The sequence below is a fragment of the Stenotrophomonas maltophilia genome, from assembly GCF_039555535.1.
Classification (GTDB): domain Bacteria; phylum Pseudomonadota; class Gammaproteobacteria; order Xanthomonadales; family Xanthomonadaceae; genus Stenotrophomonas; species Stenotrophomonas maltophilia_Q.
In genome coordinates this window covers 39,907-54,525 of sequence record NZ_CP154630.1, presented here as the reverse complement: position 1 = coordinate 54,525, position 14,619 = coordinate 39,907, and the positions used below count along the sequence as shown (strand labels likewise).

The 14,619-nt window shown below is 68.1% G+C and carries 14 protein-coding genes; 5 read left to right on the top strand and 9 right to left on the bottom strand.

Annotated features, from left to right (window positions below; translation table 11 throughout):
* Positions 1-37: 37 nt before the first annotated feature.
* Together pyrF and AASM09_RS00240 are read right to left on the bottom strand one after the other, a co-directional pair.
* Complete coding sequence (gene pyrF / locus AASM09_RS00245) at positions 38-763, bottom strand: orotidine-5'-phosphate decarboxylase (protein WP_049430916.1); 726 nt, start codon at positions 761-763, stop codon at positions 38-40.
* Entirely contained in the window at positions 760-1,683 is a 924-nt protein-coding gene (locus AASM09_RS00240; protein ID WP_049430918.1) for a 5'-nucleotidase, lipoprotein e(P4) family, read from the bottom strand. The genes pyrF and AASM09_RS00240 overlap by 4 nt, the downstream gene beginning before the upstream one ends.
* A 101-nt stretch (positions 1,684-1,784) precedes the next feature.
* Here AASM09_RS00240 and AASM09_RS00235 point away from each other — a divergent pair, with 101 nt between their 5' ends.
* Positions 1,785-2,435 carry a YceH family protein gene (locus AASM09_RS00235; RefSeq protein ID WP_049430920.1) on the top strand — a complete coding sequence of 217 codons (651 nt, stop codon included), beginning with the start codon at positions 1,785-1,787 and terminating at the stop codon, positions 2,433-2,435.
* A 114-nt stretch (positions 2,436-2,549) separates the two neighbouring features.
* Here AASM09_RS00235 and AASM09_RS00230 read toward each other — a convergent pair whose 3' ends face one another.
* Positions 2,550-3,077, bottom strand: coding sequence for a GNAT family N-acetyltransferase (locus tag AASM09_RS00230; RefSeq protein ID WP_049430922.1), 528 nt, complete (start codon positions 3,075-3,077; stop codon positions 2,550-2,552).
* 261 nt (positions 3,078-3,338) lie between these two features.
* Positions 3,339-5,315: a UvrD-helicase domain-containing protein gene (locus AASM09_RS00225; protein ID WP_049426675.1), complete on the bottom strand. Its 1,977-nt coding sequence runs from the start codon at positions 5,313-5,315 to the stop codon at positions 3,339-3,341.
* A 99-nt stretch (positions 5,316-5,414) separates the two neighbouring features.
* On the opposite strand from AASM09_RS00225, the gene AASM09_RS00220 reads away from it, so the two are divergent.
* The 3 genes from AASM09_RS00220 to AASM09_RS00210 are packed head-to-tail and all read left to right on the top strand — an operon-like array spanning position 5,415 to position 7,544.
* Positions 5,415-6,143, top strand: coding sequence for an SEL1-like repeat protein (locus AASM09_RS00220; protein WP_049426676.1), 729 nt, complete (start codon positions 5,415-5,417; stop codon positions 6,141-6,143).
* Positions 6,144-6,182: 39 nt separating this feature from the next.
* Complete coding sequence (locus AASM09_RS00215) at positions 6,183-6,914, top strand: sel1 repeat family protein (RefSeq protein ID WP_049426677.1); 732 nt, start codon at positions 6,183-6,185, stop codon at positions 6,912-6,914.
* A 9-nt stretch (positions 6,915-6,923) separates the two neighbouring features.
* Positions 6,924-7,544 carry a thymidine kinase gene (locus tag AASM09_RS00210; protein ID WP_049426678.1) on the top strand — a complete coding sequence of 207 codons (621 nt, stop codon included), beginning with the start codon at positions 6,924-6,926 and terminating at the stop codon, positions 7,542-7,544.
* Between the two features lie 439 nt (positions 7,545-7,983).
* Here the strand turns inward: AASM09_RS00210 and AASM09_RS00205 are convergent, their stop codons facing one another.
* The 4 genes from AASM09_RS00205 to AASM09_RS00190 all read right to left on the bottom strand — a co-directional run bounded on the left by AASM09_RS00205 (position 7,984) and on the right by AASM09_RS00190 (position 12,124).
* The gene (locus AASM09_RS00205; protein ID WP_049431089.1) at positions 7,984-9,588 is read right to left on the bottom strand and encodes a glucan biosynthesis protein; all 1,605 of its coding nucleotides are present in this window, start codon (positions 9,586-9,588) and stop codon (positions 7,984-7,986) included.
* Positions 9,589-9,693: 105 nt separating this feature from the next.
* On the bottom strand, positions 9,694-10,506 hold the full coding sequence (gene mutM / locus AASM09_RS00200) for a bifunctional DNA-formamidopyrimidine glycosylase/DNA-(apurinic or apyrimidinic site) lyase (RefSeq protein ID WP_049431091.1): 813 nt from the start codon (positions 10,504-10,506) through the stop codon (positions 9,694-9,696).
* Positions 10,507-10,592: 86 nt separating this feature from the next.
* Positions 10,593-10,925 carry an EF-hand domain-containing protein gene (locus tag AASM09_RS00195; protein ID WP_049431095.1) on the bottom strand — a complete coding sequence of 111 codons (333 nt, stop codon included), beginning with the start codon at positions 10,923-10,925 and terminating at the stop codon, positions 10,593-10,595.
* A complete protein-coding gene (locus AASM09_RS00190; RefSeq protein WP_049431096.1) occupies positions 10,922-12,124 on the bottom strand; it encodes a DesA family fatty acid desaturase in 1,203 nt (400 codons plus the stop codon). Before AASM09_RS00190 ends, AASM09_RS00195 begins: the two co-directional genes overlap by 4 nt.
* 151 nt (positions 12,125-12,275) lie before the next feature.
* Between AASM09_RS00190 and AASM09_RS00185 the strand changes: the two genes are divergently transcribed.
* Positions 12,276-13,097 (top strand): ABC transporter ATP-binding protein, encoded by an 822-nt coding sequence (locus AASM09_RS00185; RefSeq protein ID WP_049431099.1) that lies wholly within the window; start codon positions 12,276-12,278, stop codon positions 13,095-13,097.
* Positions 13,098-13,411: 314 nt separating this feature from the next.
* On the opposite strand, the gene AASM09_RS00180 is transcribed toward AASM09_RS00185, so the two are convergent.
* Positions 13,412-14,614 (bottom strand): DUF4785 domain-containing protein, encoded by a 1,203-nt coding sequence (locus AASM09_RS00180; RefSeq protein ID WP_100443734.1) that lies wholly within the window; start codon positions 14,612-14,614, stop codon positions 13,412-13,414.
* Positions 14,615-14,619: the final 5 nt, after the last annotated feature.

Genomic DNA, 14,619 nt, shown 5'->3' with positions numbered 1-14,619 from the left:
GGATGGCGTTCGAGCCCGCAACCCTGGCCGCGGGATCTCAGCGCGCAGCCAGCGCCGACGCGATTTCCTGCTGGATCGCCCGTGCTGCGGCCTGCGGGTCGGTCGCCAGGCGGATCGGGCGGCCCACCACAATGGCGTCAGCGCCATCGGCGAAGGCCTGGGCCACGCCAACGGTGCGCTTCTGGTCGTCGCCGACCGGGCCACCCGGACGGATGCCCGGGCAGACGATCGAGAAGCCTGCGCCCGTGGCGGCACGGATCGGCCCCGCTTCCTGGCCCGAGGCGATCACGCCATCGATGCCGGCGGCCTGGGCGGCCAGCGCGCGCTCGACCACCACGTCGACCGGTTCGCGGTCGATGCCCATCTGCGCCAGGTCCTGGCGGCCCATCGAGGTCAGCACGGTCACCGCCAGCAGGCGCATGTCGCCGCTGTTGGTGGCCGCGCAGGCCTCCATCATGGCCGGGTGCCAGCCATGGATGGTGGCGTAGCTGACCGGCCACTGCGACAGGCGCTTGATCACCGCCGCAGCGGTGGCCGGGATGTCGAAGAACTTCAGGTCGACGAACACGCGCTTGTCGCGGCGGGCCAGCTCATCGAGCACCTGGAAGTACTCGCCGGAGGCCAGCAGTTCCATGCCGATCTTGTAGAACGCCACGCTGTCGCCGAGACGGTCCACCCACTCCAGCGCCTGCACACGGTCGGGCACGTCCAGCGCGAAGATCAGGCGCTCGTCATCGCGCAGCGGCAGCGGTGCGCGGCTCACGGTGCGTAGTCCAGCGCGGCGCGCTTGGCGTCATGACGGGCCTGGCGCGACTGGCTGTAGTCGTTGTTGAACTGGGCCGGCTCGAAGCCGCCGTAGGTCGGGTTCGGCAGCATCCACCAGCGTTCGCCGAACCAGTCGTGGTACTGCTGCAGCAGCGCATCACGGCCTTCATTGGTGTTGGCGGTCACTTCCACGAAGTCGCCCAGCTGGTCGCCGAACTGCATCAGCACGCGGTACTTCTGCCCGGCCAGGCGACGGCGGCAGTTCTTCTCGCTGCCGGCCTGCTCGCAGCCTTCAACGACGGTGCCCAGGCCCAGGAACACGCTGTCATCGGCCACCGGCAGGCCCTGCTCGCGCAGGTTGGCCAGGGTGGCATCCTTCAGGTGCACGGCGCGGTTGGAGATGTACAGCAGGGTCACGCCCTTGGCATTGGCGGCCTTGGCGAAATCGACCACGCCGGGAATGGCCTTGGCCTTCTTTTCGGCCACCCACTGGTCCCAGCTCAGTTCATCGTATTCCTTGCCATCGCGCACCAGGCGCGCCTGGTAGGGCGAGTTGTCCAGCACGGTCTCGTCCACGTCCAGCACCACTGCCGGCTTCAGGCCCTTGGCCTCGTTGCCGCGCTCCTCCGGTACCAGCGCATCCCAGTGGGCTTCCTTCAGCGCCACATCCAGGTGGTCGGCGGCGGCGCGGTAGGTCTGCTCGGTGATCGCCTTGTACTCCTGCGCGCGCTGCATCCACAGCACGGCGTTGAGATTGTCGTTGGCGATCGCATCGGGTGCGCCATCGGCCTTGGCGGCAGCGGCCGGAGCCTGCGGGGCAGCGGCTTCAGCGGCAGGCGCCTCCACGCGCTTGCAGGCGGACAGGCCCAGCACCGCGGTGGCGAGCAGGGTCACAGACAGGGAAACGGGACGACGCATGGATTCACCGGCAATCAGATATACCGGCGCATTTTACCGGCAAAGGCGGCCCTGGGACGGCTATGCTTGGTGGTTGACCCGTTGCCCCTCCGGAGGCCGCCATGACCGATTCCGTCCAGACCCCCGACGTCCCCCTGCTCGATGCCGTGCAGGCCCGCCTGCTGGGCTGCCTGGTGGAGAAGGAGGCAACCACACCGGACACCTACCCGCTGACGATCAATGCGGCCCAGTCGGCCGCCAACCAGAAGACCGCCCGCGAGCCGGTGATGAACGTTGACGCCGGCAGCGTGCAGCACGCCCTGCGCCAGCTGGAAACCCTGGGCCTGGCCCGCCAGCACTTTTCTTCGCGCGCCGACCGTTACGAACACCGGCTGCAGGGCGCGCTGGACCTGACCCGGCAGCAGACCGTGCTGCTGGCGATGCTGCTGCTGCGCGGTCCGCAGACGCTGGGCGAGCTGGTCTCGCGCAGCGAGCGCCTGCACCGCTTCGCCGACACCGACGAAGCCCGCCACGCCATCGAGCGCCTGCAGCAGCGCGCGCTGCTGATGGTGCTGCCGCGTGCCAGCGGCCAGCGCGAGGACCGCTACATGCACCTGCTGTGCGGTGAAGTGGATGGCGCGGCGCTGGCGGCCAGGTACGCCAGCAGCGGCGGTGGCAACGACGCAGCCGACCCCGGCCTGGCCGAGCGAGTGGCCCAACTGGAAGCGGCCGTGGCCGAGCTGCAGGCACAGCTGGCGGAACTGCGGGGCTGAAGGGTGGGTGCCGACCAACGGTCGGCACCCACCACGATCAGCCCACCGGGGTCGGATCCCGCAGTGCGGGCTCTGACCCCATCGCCACCTCGAGTTGCCGGCCAGCTGCCGGCACTACCCGACCTCTGCCGCACCCGGCGTGGCATAAAAGCGGCTCGGGCTGTCCACGCCCGGCAGCTGGATCACCCCGCGCTCCTGCATGCCCAGGCCCAGCAGGATCTTCCCGGACACCACGTTGTCCAGATCAGTAATGCCATACAGATCCTGCAGGCCCAGCGCGCCACGGGCGTGCGCGAACACTGCCCGCGCCGCCTCACCGGCATACCCCTGCCCGGCAAATTCCGACAGCACGGCATAGCCGATGTCCGGCCCCGGCAGGCCATCGCGCCGCACCAGCCCGGCGTTGCCCAGCCAAGCGCCGTCGGACAGGCGCTCGATGGCGTACATGCCGAACCCGTTCAACGCATAGCTGTGCAGCACGCGCAGCGCGATGTACTCGCGCGCCTGTTCCTCGCTGCGCACGTTGCGGTCGCCGATGAAGCGCAGGAAGCCGGGATCGTTGAGCAGGGTCAGCATCGGCGCCGCGTCGCGGTCGGGCTCGATGCGGCGCAGGCGCAGGCGTTCACTCTCGATCGGTTGCACAGGCAGACCTCCAGCCGAAACCCCGATTCTGCCTCACCCCCGGCTGTTGCTTTTGATTTTCTTTTTTCTTTTCCGTGGCTGGCGCGCACGGAACCTGTCAGAGGCCGGGCGGGTGGGCTGGGCGGGACCGTCCGCGGCATGGATGCAGCGGCCGAGCCCCCATGGACGGGTTTACGGCGTGTCCCGGCCAGCCCACCCGCCCGGCCCACCACGAATGCACTGCGAACGGCGCCAACCACGAGGGGCTGCGCCGTTCGCCGATCAATCAAACAGCGCCTCGATCGCAGCCAACCCCGCGCTGGCGCGCTCCTTCTTCCGTGCCGCATCCGCCACCGGGTCAGCGCCATCGCGCTGGATCTCCTCGGCCGGAATCTCCTCGAAGAACCGGCTCGGCTTCAGCCGCACATGCTCGCCGAACTTGCGCGTCAGCTTGCTGTAGCTCATCCACAGCTGGATCTTGGCGCGGGTGATGCCCACGTACAGCAGGCGACGTTCTTCCTGCAGGTTGCCCTCGTCCAGGCTCACCTGGTGCGGCAGCACGCCGTCCTCGCAGCCAACGATGAACACATACGGGAACTCCAGGCCCTTGGAGGCGTGCATGGTCATCATGCGCACCTGGTTGCCGCCCTCGTCCTTGTCGCTGCGCGACAGCAGCGCCAGCTGGCCGGCCAGGTCAGCGGCGGTGGCACCGCGCGGGCCGCCCTCGAACCACTGCGCCAGTTCCTCGATGTTGTTGGCGCGGCGCTGGTAGCTGGCCTCTTCCTTGGCCTGCTGGCGCAGTTCGCTGAGCAGGCCGGATTCCTTGGCGACCTTGCGGATCATGTCACCGGAACTGACCTGCCGGGTCTGCGCACGCAGGTCACGCAGGATATCGGTGAAGCGGGCCAGGCTGTTGGCCGCGCGCGGTGGCAGCTGCTGCAGTGCGCCGATCGCCTCGGCGGCCTGCGCCATCGGCATGTCCTTTTCCTGCGCCAGCTCGGCCAGCTTGGCCAGCGTGCCGGCACCCACATCGCGCTTGGGCGACTGCACCGCGCGCATGAATGCGGTGTCGTCGTCCGGGTTCACCAGCAGGCGCAGCCAGGCCAGCGTGTCCTTCACTTCCTGGCGCTCCAGGAACATGGTGCCGCCGGTCAGATGGTAGGGGATGCGCAGCAGCTGCATCGCCTTTTCCAGCGGGCGCGACTGGAAGTTGCCGCGGAACAGGATGCAGAAATCACTCCACGGCACGTTGCGCGACTGGGCCACGAAGGCGATCTCGGCGGCGACCTTTTCCGCTTCGTGTTCGCTGTTGCGGCATTCCCATACGCGGATGCGTTCGCCGTCGGCCTGGTCGCTCCACAGCTTCTTCAGGTGCTCATGCGGGTTGTTGGCGATCAGCGCGTTGGCAGCGCGCAGCACGCGGTTGGAGCAGCGGTAATTCTGCTCCAGCTTGATGATCTCCAGCGTGGGGTAGTCGCGCCCCATCTGCTGCAGGTTTTCCGGGTTGGCGCCGCGCCAGGCGTAGATCGACTGATCGTCATCGCCCACGCAGGTGAAGTTGCCCTTCTCACCGGCCAGCTGCTTGAGCAGGCGATACTGCGCGTCGTTGGTGTCCTGGCATTCGTCCACCAGCAGGTAGCCGATGCGTTCACGCCAGGCCAGCGCGATCTCCGGATTCTCTTCCAGGATCTGCACCGGCAAACGGATCAGGTCATCGAAATCGACCGCATTGAACGCGGTCAGGCGCAGCTGGTAGCGCTCGTAGACGCTGGCCGCTTCCTTCTCGCGGTTGCTGCGCGCGGCGGCCATCGCCTGCTCGGGCGACAGGCCGGCGTTCTTCGCGCGCGACACCAGGTTCTTCATGTCCTCGATGTCGTCGGGCTTGGCTCCGTACATCAGGTCCTTGATCTGCGCGGCGGCATCGTCGGCGTCGAAGATCGAGAAACCACGCTTCAGGCCCACAGCGGCATGCTCGATCTGCAGGAACTTCAGGCCCAGCGCATGGAAGGTGCAGATGGTCACCTCGTCCGCATCCTGCTCGCGCAGGCGCTTGGCCACACGCTCGCGCATTTCCTTGGCCGACTTGTTGGTGAAGGTGATCGCGGCGATGCGGCGTGCCGGATAGCGGCCGCTGCCGATCAGATGGGCGATCTTTTCCACGATCACGCGCGTCTTGCCGCTGCCCGCGCCGGCGAGCACCAGCAACGGACCTTCGATGTGCAGGACGGCGGCGGCTTGGGGGGGATTGAGACCGTGCATGGGAATGGGATTGTAGCGGGGCCGCAGCGGGCGGACCTGACTTGCATGCACACCGTTCCTAAGCTATTGATTCGCCACCGGAGCACTGGAGCCAGGTGCATGCGCCCGACCGCTTCTGCCGCCCTGCTGGGCACCCTGCTGTTGCTGCTGGCGCCGTTGGCCGCCCGCAGTGCGGACTGCGCGCCCGATCCTGGCGCATCGTTGCGGCCTGCGCTGATGACCCAGGGCTTCCTGCAGGCTCATCCTGATCTGCACTGGCGCGAGCTGGGCCTGCAGTCGTGGCGCCAGGGCCGGCCCGATCATGCGCTGGTGCGCTTCAAGCGGGCAGCCGCGCACGCCGACAAGCTGTCGCAGTCGCTGGTCGCGCGCATGTACCAGGAGGGCACGGGTACCGCCCCTGATCCGGTGCTGGCCTACATCTGGATGGACCTGGCCGCCGAACGCGGCTACCGCGACCTGCTGCTGGAGCGCGAGCGCTACTGGAACCGCCTGGATGCCGCGCAGCGGCAACGGGTGCTCACCGAAGGGCCGGCGCTGTATGCGGCCTACGGCGATGCCACGGCCAAGCCGCGCATGGAGGCTGCCATGCGCGTGGACCGCAGCCGCATGACCGGCAGCCGTACCGGCTGGGTCAGCTCGATGCTGCAGGTGGAACTGTCCGACGGCCCGGAAGCCGGCTGGCCGACCCGCGGCGATGACTACTACCGGGATGCGTACTGGGACCCTGCAGCTTACTGGTGCATGCAGGACCGCATCTGGGAACAGGAATTCCGCGGCCGCAGCGTTGAGGTCGGCCCACTCAGCCCGGTGGAAGGCGCGGGGCGCTGACGTTCGTATTTCCATAGTCATTGCCAGGAGGGCGATCATATGAAAGCGAAGCACGCTCCACTCTTCTGCCTGCTGCTGGGCCTGTCGATGGCCGCTGGCGTGACCGCCAGGGAATGCCCGGTGGAGGCCCCGCGGCAGATCCCGCCAACCGTCCTGACCGGAGGCTTCTTTGATGCCCATCCGGACCTGTTCTGGCGCAGCATGGCCCAGCAGGCCGAACGGGACAGACAGCCCGCCAGGGCGCTGGACTACTACAAGCGTTCGGCGCGCTACGCCGACAAATTCTCCCAGGCCATGGTGGCGCGGCTGTACCAGGAGGGCCTCGGTACCCGGGCCGATCCGGTGATGGCCTACATCTGGATGGACCTTGCCGCCGAGCGCATGTATCACGACTTCCTGGTGCTGCGGGAGCACTATTGGGCACGCCTGGACGCATTGCAGCAGGCACAGGCGATCGAGCGCGGCCAGCAGGTCTATGCCGACTATGGCGACCGCGTGGCCAAGCCTCGCATGGAGCGCGCCCTCAGGGACGGCCGCCAGCAGATCACCGGCAGCCGCCTCGGGTACGTGAGCTCCGGCCTGATCGTCGTCCCCCGCCGCGGCAACGAGCAGGGCATCGCGACGCCGGGCAGCATCGTCTACGACAACGACTACTGGCGCGCCGCCGACTACTGGTGCCTGCAGGACAACTACTGGCGCCCCGCGCGGACCCCCAGCGTCGAGATAGGACGGCCGGACACGGTCCGCGACGACAAGGCGGTGGGCGACTAGAATTGGCCGATGGCCAAGCTCTATTTCTACTATTCGGCGATGAACGCCGGCAAGACCACCACCCTGCTGCAGAGCGCGCACAACTACCGCGAGCGCGGCATGCGGGTGGCGATCCTGACCCCGCGCCTGGATGATCGTGCCGGCGCCGGCGTGGTCGCCTCGCGCATCGGCCTGCGCGCCGAGGGCATGGCGTTCGACCGTGACACCGACCTGCAGCAGTGGGTCGAGCAGGACCTGGCCGCCCACGGGCCGATGGGCTGCGTGCTGGTGGACGAAGCGCAGTTCCTCACCCGTGCCCAGGTCTGGCAGCTGAGCGAGGTGGTCGACCAGCTGCGCATTCCGGTGTTGTGCTACGGGCTGCGCACCGACTTCCGCGGCGAGCTGTTCGAGGGCAGCCAGTACCTGCTGGCCTGGGCCGACGAGATGCAGGAGATCAAGACCATCTGTCACAGCGGCAAGAAGGCAACGATGACGGTACGCGTGGACGAACATGGCCACGCGGTAAAGGATGGCCCGCAGGTGGAGATCGGTGGCAACGACCGCTACGTGTCGGTCAGCCGTGCCGAGTTCAAGAAGATCACCCGCGGTGAAGGGCGGATCGACCCGGCGCAGGCGCCCCTGCCGCTGTAGAGGGTGTTCGGCAGGGCTGCGCCCTGCACCCGCAGAGGCAACAGCAACAGCAACGGCAACGGCCAAAGCCAAAGCGGCATTCCGTGGGATGGCGGGACGGTGTCGGAGTGCGGGGACGCTGCAAGTACGTCCCTGTAAGCTTGGCAGCCGCATCCATGCGGCTGACACCCCGCACTCCGACACCGCCCCACCTCTGACAGAATCCCGCAGCTGTTGGTGGGTGTCGACCTTGGTCGACACCTCTGTCAGATATCGAATGAAATTCCGGGGTCAGATCCGTTTTCCTTCGGAAAACGGATCTGACCCCACGAGCTGTTCCGACAGATCGCGCAAAACTGTCGAAGGCGGGGTGGGTCCCCACAGGAAACCAGCTTCTGCTGTTGACGTTGCTTTTGATTGAAGCAGGTGCAGGGCTGCAAGCCCTGCAATCCCAAACCACTCAGTACAGCGTGCGCTCCGGCGCACCCGCCGGCGGCGGGGTGTACTGGTACAGCCAGGTCTCGGTAAGGGTCTTGCCGCCACTGCGCAGGAACAGGCGGATATCGATCTGCTCGGTGCTGCCCTCCGGCGGCACCAGGTCGAACATCGCGCGGTACCCGTTGATCTCGCGCAGCGGGCGCGCCGACACGATCTCGACCCGGCCACGGCTGGCTTCCACCACCGCCTCGACCTCGGCCTTGTCGATCAGCCTGGCCAGTTCGCCGCCTTCGAAGTCCACCGCGAAACGCCAGCTGAAATACTCGCGCTTCTTGCCGACCACGCCGCCCAGGCCGGTGCGGCTGGCCACGCAGTGCGCCAGCGGCGGGCGTGCCGGCGGCTCGGCGCCCCAATACAGGCGGTAGCCGACCAGCAGCTCCTGGCCCGGCTGCGGTTTTTCCTTCGGGTTCCAGAAGGCCACGATGTTGTCGAAGGTCTCGTCCACGGTGGGAATCTCCACCAGCTGCACCGAGCCTTCGCCCCACTCGCCCTTCGGCTCCACCCACAGGCACGGGCGCTTCTCGTAGAACACGCCATCGTCCTGGTAGTGGTCGAAGTTGCGGTCACGCTGCAGCAGGCCGAAGCCGCGCGGGTTGCGGTCCATGAACATGTTGAAGCGCAGGTTGCGCGGGTTCAGCAACGGCCGCCAGATCCACTCGCCGGCGCCGGTCCACAGCGACAGGCCATCGGTATCGTGGATCTCCGGGCGCCAGTCCCAGCCCATGCGGCGGTCGTTCTCGCCCACCTGGTACATGCTGGTGCACGGTGCGATGCCCAGGCGCTCGATCGCCTTGCGCGGGTACAGCGCGCTGTCGATGTCCATCAGCAGCACATCGCCATTGGTGATCGCGAAGCGGTAGGCGCCGGCCACGCTGGGCGAATCCAGCAGGCCATAGACCACGATCGTTTCCGAATCGGCCGACGGCTGTTCCAGGTAATAGGCGATGAAGTCCGGGAATTCCTCCGGCTTGCCCATGCCGGTATCGATCGCCAGGCCACGCGCGGACTGGCCGTACTGGCCTTCCTTGCCGACGGCGCGGAAGTAGCTGGCGCCAAGGAACGCAGCGAAGTCGCGGTCGGTGTCCTTGCGGGTGTTCAGGCGGAACCCGGCGAAGCCCAGATCGGCCGGCAGCTCGCCGTCCTTGATGCCGCTCTTGCCGTAGTTGAACGCCGCGCCGTCATAGGCCAGCTCCTGCGCCTTGCCGTCGACCACGTCGAACATGCGCACCGGCGAATGGAAGTACAGGCCCAGGTGGAAGAACTTGGCCTGGAACTTGCCCGGCTGGTCGGCCCACAGCGCGTGGTCCTGGCGATAGCCGATCGACTGGTACTGGTCCCAGTCCAGTCCTTCCAGGCGGCCCGGCAGCACCCGCTTGTGGCTCTTGTAGGGCGCTTGTGCCAGCGCCCGCGCCTGCCCTTTCAGGGTGGCGAAGTCGAACGGCTGCGGCTGACCGAGGCGGCGCAGGCCCATCTGGCCACTCTTGCTGGCCGCGCACGCGGGCAGGGACGGCAGGCCGAATGCAGCCAGGGCGAGGGAGGCATTGCGGATGAAGTCGCGTCGTTGCATGCAGGCGCGTCAGGCACAGAAGGAAGGTCGGCCATCATAGGCAGACAAACGTTAACGGGCAGCGGAGACGCGCCCTGCCCGTTCAGCTGCCGCTGGCCGTCCGGCTCAGCGCTGGCAGTGGCTGCACCAGACGCTCGCGCGCTGGCCGATGGTGGCGTGCTTCAGTGCGCGGCCGCAGTTCGGGCACGGCAGGCCATCGCGGCCGTATACCAGCAGTTCCTGCTCGAAGTAGCCCGGCGCGCCATCGGGGCTGATGAAGTCGCGCAGGGTGGTGCCACCACGGGTGATGGCGTAGCCGAGGATCTCCTTCACCGCGCCAGCCAGCCGCTGGTAGCGCTCGCGCGAGATCTTCCCGGCCTCGCGCAGCGGACTGATGCCAGCCTTGAACAGGCTTTCGGCGGCGTAGATGTTGCCCACGCCCACCACCACCGCCTGGTCCATCAGGAAGGTCTTCACCGGCGCGCTGCGGCCGCGGCTGCGGGCGAACAGGTAGTCCCCGTCGAAGGCATCGTCCAGCGGCTCCGGGCCCAGCCCCTGCAGCAGCGGATGGATCTCGCCGGCCGGCTGCCACAGCAGGCTGCCGAAGCGGCGCGGGTCGTTGAAGCGCAGCAGGCGGCCGTTGTCCAGGCTGATATCCACATGGTCGTGCGCGCGCAGCTGGGTGTCGCCGGGCAGCACGCGCAGGCTGCCGGACATGCCCAGGTGCAGCACGGCGCTGCCGATGGCGGTGTCCAGCAGCAGGTACTTGGCGCGGCGGCGGATGTCCTCGATGCGCTGCCCCGGCAGCAGCTCGGCCACTTCCGGCGGAATCGGCCAGCGCAGATCGGCCCGGCGCAGGATCACCCCATGCACGCGACGGCCCTGCAGGTGCGGCGCCAGGCCGCGGCGTGTGGTTTCGACTTCGGGCAGTTCAGGCATGCGGTGATTCTACGCCGGGCATGGCCCGGCGCTACCGGGACCGGTGCACCTGGTAGCGCCGCGCCATGCCCGGCGACGGTGCAGAGTCAGCGCGGCGGCGCCGCCAGCTCCCGTGCATCCAGGTAGCCGTCGCCGTTGGCATCCTGCGTGTGGAAGCGCTTCACGATCACCTGCCGCTGCTGCTCGCGGCTGATCGCCCTGCCCTTGCCGCCGGGCAGCTCCTCGGCGCCCAGCACGCCATCGCCGTTGCGGTCCATGCGGTCGAAGGCATACAGCATCCACTGCACGTACTCGGCCTCGCTGACCCTGCCGTCGCCATCGCTGTCCATCCGCTGCAGATAGCTGGCGGTGTCGGTGACCTGGGCCAGCGCCGCGCCCGGCAGCATCGCCACCAGCAGAAGCCCGTACCCTGTCCTCACGCGCCCACCAGGCTGTAGCCCTTCAATCGTGCGGCGTAGGCCTGCAACGCGGCGATACCGCTTTCCTCGGCCTCGCGGCACCACGCCTGCAGCTGATGCAGGCGCTCGGCCGCATCGTGGCCGCGCGCTTCAAGCAACGCGGCCAGGCGCCCCCGGTACTCGACCAGGGTGCGGATGCGCGGCCGTTGCGCCACCCATTCGCTGAGCTGGGCGCGGCTGTCCGGCTTCAACCAGCGGCCATCATTGACCAGGCCACGGCGCAGCCGGCGCGGCAGCAGGCGACGCAGCTTGGCCCCGGCGTGGGTGGCCTCCTCGCGCAGGGCCGGCATGAACACGTTGCGCTGGTAGTCGGTCATCGCCTGGAAGCGGTGCGAGAGCAGCGCCTTCAGCGTTTCGGCATCGGGCACTGTGATGTTCGGGCGTACGTCCATGGCCGGTGCAACGCGAAGCACCTTGGCCAGGCGCAACGCCTGCAGCAGGCGGATCGCACTCCAGCCGATGTCAAATTCCCAGCGCCGCATCGCGAAGCGCGCCGAACTGGGGAAGGCATGATGGTTGTTGTGCAGTTCCTCGCCACCGATCCAGAACCCCCACGGCGTCAGGTTGGTGGAGGTATCGGCCGATTCGTAGTTGCGGTAGCCCCACCAGTGGCCGAGGCCGTTGACCACGCCGGCCGCCCAGAATGGAATCCATGCCATCTGGATCGCCCACAGGGCCACGCCGGGCAGGCCGAACAGCACGCTGTTGATCGCCAGCAGCAGCACCGGGCCGAGCGTGGCGTGCGGGGTGTACAGGTGGCGCTCGATCGCATCATCCGGGGTGCCACGCCCGTACTGCTCGATGTCCGCGCGCATGCCGCGCGCTTCCCGGTACAGCTCCACGCCGTGCCAGAACACCTTGCCGATGCCGCGGGTGACCGGACTGTGCGGATCGTCCTCGGTCTCCACCTTGGCGTGGTGCTTGCGGTGGATGGCTACCCATTCGCGGGTGATCATCGACGTGGTGAGCCAGAGCCAGAACCGGAACACGTGGGCCAGTGCCGGGTGGAAATCGACCCCGCGATGGGCCTGGCTGCGATGCAGGTACAGGGTCACCGAGAAGATGGTGATCTGGGTGAAGACCAGCAGCACCGCCAGCATGGCCCACCAGCCCAGGCCCAGCACACCTCCGGTCAACAGGGACATCAGGGCATCGGGCATGGCGGCTCTCCGTATCGACGCGGGGATGGCAGACATCATGGGCGCTTGCGTTGCAAACTGCATCCCTGCGGCGGTGATTGCCACCGTCATCCGTGGCACCGTTCACAGTTGGGGACCTGAGTTGTCGAGCCTTGATCCACGCGCCAGCACCATGACTGCCGCCCCGCCCGTTGCGGAGCTGCCCCCCTTGATCGAACTGGACCGCGCCACCGTGGTGCGCGGCCAGGTGAAGGTGCTGCACGGGCTCAGCCTGCGCATCGCGCAGGGCCAGCATACTGCCCTGCTCGGCCCCAACGGTTGCGGCAAATCGACCTTCATCAAGCTGATCACCCGCGAGCTGTACCCGCTGGCGCAAAGCGACGGCTCGGTGGCCGTGAAGGTGCTGGGCCAGAACCGCTGGCAGGTGGATCGGCTGCGTTCGCAGCTGGGCATCGTCACCGGCGATCTCAGCAGCAACCTGGCCGACATGCCGGGACTGACCGTGGAACAGGCCGTGCTGTCCGGCTTCTTCGCCAGCTACGTGGTGCCGGCCTTCCGCGAGGTGACTGCCGACATGCGTGCACGCGTCGCTGAGACACTGGCGATGGCCGGCGCGCTGGCACTGCGCGAGCGCGCCTATGCCGAGCTGTCGGCCGGCGAGACCCGCCGGGTGCTGATCGCCCGCGCGCTGGTCAACCGGCCGCAGGCGCTGCTGCTGGACGAGCCCTCCACCGGACTGGACCTGGTCGCCCGCGAACAGCTGGTGGCGACCATGCGGGTGCTCGCCCAGCAGGGCATCACCCTGGTGCTGGTGACCCACCACATCGAAGAGATCATTCCCGAGATCGAACGCGTGGTGCTGCTGCGCGATGGCCGTGTGCTGGCCGATGGCACCCGCGCCGAACTGCTGCGCAACGAGCCGCTGTCGTCGGTGTTCGGTGGCGCCATCACCGTGTGCGAGCAGGAAGGCCGGTTGACCGCTTACGCGGGCTGAGGCGGAGCCCTCGAGGGAAACGGCTTGGAAACCGATGGGCCCGGGAAACCGGCGGCGGTAGAGTCGACTGTCAGTCGACTATCGCGCGCAGCGCGGGATCTTTGCGATTCAGGCGAAAGGCAGTCGACTAACAGTCGACTCTACCCCGTTGTGATGCCATTCCCCATGTGATGCCATTCCCCATGTGATGCCATTCCCCATGTGATGCCATTCCCCATGTGATGCCATTCCCCATGTGATGCCATTCCCCATGTGATGCCATTCCGTCGCCATGCCGGTGCAGCGGGCCGGATCCCGGCCCGCTGCACCCAGCCTCAGAACCTCAACGCCAGCGCGCGCGATTCGATCGGTGCCATCCGGCTCTGGTCCTGCAGCTGCAGGTCGCGCAGCTCGTACGGCGCGCCGAAGCCGGCCGGCAACGCGGCCTGGTCGAACGGCAGCACCAGCTGGCCACGCCCCGGACCATCGAACCACGCGGCCGCATGCGCCTGCGCGACCGGCTTCAGCTGGCCATCGCGGCCGGTGGCATACAGCGTGCCACGCGCCTCGTAGCGGCCAGCGGCGGCTACCTGCAATGGCAGTGCGACCTGGCGGCTGGCCGGGTCCGGCGCCGCCTGGCCACTGAAGCGCGCGGTCGGCCGTGCCACCGCGAAGGCCACCTTGCCATCGCGCAACACACCATCGGCCTGGGCGAACACCTGCAGCTCCCACAGCCCCTGCACGTTGCCGACATCAGCCGGAATCCGCACCTGCGCACGCAGGGCGCCATCGGTGGTGCGCAGCAACCGCTGCGGCCAGCTGCGTCCATCCGGTGCGACCAGCAGGGCTTCACCGCCCAGGCTGCTGCGGCGCGAGGCCATCTGCGCGGTGGTGGCACCGTCTTCCAGCAGGCGTGCCTGCAGCTGCACGTTGCCACCGGCCAGCACCTGCGGCTGGTTGGCCTGCACCTCCAGCCGCAGCGGGCTGTTCGGCTCCAGCACCTGCACCACGTAGCGGCCCTGTGCCTGCGCGCTCTGCAGCGTGTACGCACCGGCCGCACTGGTCGCGCCGGTGCGCAGCATGCTGCTGCCATCGCTCACCGGCATGCCGGCCTGCTGCAGCGCACGTGCGTCGACACTGCGCGCCACGCTGCTGCGGCCGGCCGGGTCACGCACCTGCAACGTGTTGGCCGGCACTGCACGCGCGCCTTCGGCCGGGCTCAGCTGGATCACCGCATCGGCGGCGGTCAGCGGCAGGTCCACGCCGCGTTGCAGCTGCGCGCCATCGACCTGCTGCCAGTAGCTGCGGCTGACAGAAGCATACGGCGTGGCCGCCTGCAGCGGTTGTGCCGGGTCCAACGCCCAAGCGAAGGACAGCGGCGCGTGTTCGCTTTCATCGGCCGGCAACGGCGCGGCAACCAGCGCCGCGGGCACCTGATCGCCGGCACGTGCGGCATTCAACGGCTGCGCAGCCTGCGCTGTGGAGAGGGACAGCACCGCCAGCACCGCGCTGGCCAGCAGGGTGGAATGGATCGTCATGGTCG

What these genes read in the sequence shown, in the direction of transcription:
- AASM09_RS00240 (WP_049430918.1), bottom strand. Translation starts at nt 1,683, where the DNA reads ATGCGTCGTCCCGTTTCCCTGTCTGTGACCCTGCTCGCCACCGCGGTG.
- AASM09_RS00235 (WP_049430920.1), top strand. Translation starts at nt 1,785, where the DNA reads ATGACCGATTCCGTCCAGACCCCCGACGTCCCCCTGCTCGATGCCGTG.
- AASM09_RS00225 (WP_049426675.1), bottom strand. Translation starts at nt 5,315, where the DNA reads ATGCACGGTCTCAATCCCCCCCAAGCCGCCGCCGTCCTGCACATCGAA.
- AASM09_RS00220 (WP_049426676.1), top strand. Translation starts at nt 5,415, where the DNA reads ATGCGCCCGACCGCTTCTGCCGCCCTGCTGGGCACCCTGCTGTTGCTG.
- AASM09_RS00215 (WP_049426677.1), top strand. Translation starts at nt 6,183, where the DNA reads ATGAAAGCGAAGCACGCTCCACTCTTCTGCCTGCTGCTGGGCCTGTCG.
- AASM09_RS00210 (WP_049426678.1), top strand. Translation starts at nt 6,924, where the DNA reads ATGGCCAAGCTCTATTTCTACTATTCGGCGATGAACGCCGGCAAGACC.
- AASM09_RS00205 (WP_049431089.1), bottom strand. Translation starts at nt 9,588, where the DNA reads ATGCAACGACGCGACTTCATCCGCAATGCCTCCCTCGCCCTGGCTGCA.
- mutM (WP_049431091.1), bottom strand. Translation starts at nt 10,506, where the DNA reads ATGCCTGAACTGCCCGAAGTCGAAACCACACGCCGCGGCCTGGCGCCG.
- AASM09_RS00190 (WP_049431096.1), bottom strand. Translation starts at nt 12,124, where the DNA reads ATGCCCGATGCCCTGATGTCCCTGTTGACCGGAGGTGTGCTGGGCCTG.
- AASM09_RS00185 (WP_049431099.1), top strand. Translation starts at nt 12,276, where the DNA reads ATGACTGCCGCCCCGCCCGTTGCGGAGCTGCCCCCCTTGATCGAACTG.
- AASM09_RS00180 (WP_100443734.1), bottom strand. Translation starts at nt 14,614, where the DNA reads ATGACGATCCATTCCACCCTGCTGGCCAGCGCGGTGCTGGCGGTGCTG.